General features: G+C 65.2%; 2 protein-coding genes. Both read left to right on the plus strand.

The genetic code is table 11. The annotated features are described in order from the left end of the window. Window positions 1-120 precede the first annotated feature (120 nt). Complete coding sequence (locus AB0C02_RS33540; RefSeq protein ID WP_357553233.1) at window positions 121-480, plus strand: hypothetical protein; 360 nt, start codon at window positions 121-123, stop codon at window positions 478-480. A 344-nt stretch (window positions 481-824) separates the two neighbouring features. After that, complete coding sequence (locus tag AB0C02_RS33545; protein ID WP_357553234.1) at window positions 825-1,418, plus strand: hypothetical protein; 594 nt, start codon at window positions 825-827, stop codon at window positions 1,416-1,418. Window positions 1,419-1,590 lie beyond the last annotated feature (172 nt).

Raw genomic sequence — 1,590 nt, forward strand, 5'->3', positions numbered from 1 at the left:
CCGAAGAAGCCCTCGACTTCGTCTGCGACGTCCTCGTCATTCCCATCACCGGGTGACTGCACCCAGATCGCCGGCCGTCAACCCCCGAAGGACTTGCGGACCGGACCACTAGTCTGAGGCATGCTCGAAGCCGGCAGCCGGACGCGCACCCAACCACCCCCACCTGCCATCGTCTTCGAGGCGCTCACCGAGCCCGACCGCGACCCGGCGCGTCCCTGGCTGCAGCTGCTGGACGACGAACGATCGCCGCAGGTCCTGCGCTCCGAGCACCCGCACCTGGTCATCTGGTCATCGCTGTGGCCCAAGCGGCCGGATGCACAGGTGCGTTTCGACCTGGAGTCCGATGGCGGAGAAGGCACGCAGCTGCGCTGGACGCTGCTGGTCACCGAGCCCTTACCCGACCCGTCGCTCCTGGGACATCTGCGCAAGCGCCTCAACGAGCTGATCAACGCGAACCTGCGCTACACCTTCGGGCAGTAGCCAGACAGAGGTTTCGTGGGCAAGGCCGCTGGCGGACCACGATGACAAGTGCTCAGTGTGGATGATGTCGGCGTACGAGTTGCAGTGCAGGGCCGCGTACGCCACCGAGTACACAGCGGCCATCGACATCCGCAAGCCCAGCGACGGCCTGATGGTCGAGCCGCTGCCCGCACACAGAAATCATCGACTACACACAGTGACGTTCGACGAGCCCCGATGGTGTCCGGATCTGCCGAGATGAGTGCGTTCGCCAGGATCTTGCGGACTGTCGTCGCTGCCCGCAGTGTGGGATCTCTCCGAGCCGAGTACCGTTCTGGCCGTTCTTGACTGAAGGCGAGTTGGGCGTGGGTACTGATATCGCTGGTGGAGTAGAGAGCCGCCCGGACGGGCCGGGTTCGCCGTGGCTGCTGGCCGATATCAGTCTGGACGTCCTACCTCGCCACTACGATGCCTTCGGGCTGCTGTTCGGTGTTCGAAACTACGCCGGGTTCGGACCCGTTGCGCCTGGCCGCGGCCTACCTAACGACGCCAGCCCGGAGCTGCTTGGTCTCCAGCTCGCAGACAGCGAACACGGCCACACTTGGGTGTCATGGACGGAGCTGGCTCATATCGATTGGAGCGCGCAGGCGCCCCGCGTTGACGACCGGATCCACGAGTACAGGCTGACAAGCGAAGGGCCGCGCTTCGTCGGCAAGGCCGGCCACCATGGGCACGCCTGGCGCACAGTGGCCGGCGAGCATGCCGACTCCAAGGGCAGCAGCTACCCGGAGGGAACTGAATGGCGTGCCGGCGATCGGATGTGGCGGGCGGAGCGCCTCACCCATGGTGACGTGTTGCGCGCCGACCCGGAGTTGCGCGCGCTGCTAAACACCATGCGCGATCTCGCTGAGCGGCATGGCGGCGACAACGTACGGCTGGTTGTTTGGTTTGACAGCTAGCAACTGTCGGCCAGGATCCCTCTAGTTGAGCATCCGCATCTGCCGCTGAGCGCTCGGCTGTCGGGCGACCGTGGTCACCGCGTATCGGGCGACTTCCAATCGCATCGTTACGATCATGGTCGACCCGGGGAGTGATTGAACACGTTGGTACGCACGCTGCAATGCCGCCGGA

This window comes from Micromonospora sp. NPDC048999 (assembly GCF_040649295.1).
In the GTDB taxonomy this organism is placed as follows: domain Bacteria; phylum Actinomycetota; class Actinomycetes; order Mycobacteriales; family Micromonosporaceae; genus Micromonospora.

What these genes read in the sequence shown, in the direction of transcription:
- AB0C02_RS33540 (WP_357553233.1), top strand. Translation starts at nt 121, where the DNA reads ATGCTCGAAGCCGGCAGCCGGACGCGCACCCAACCACCCCCACCTGCC.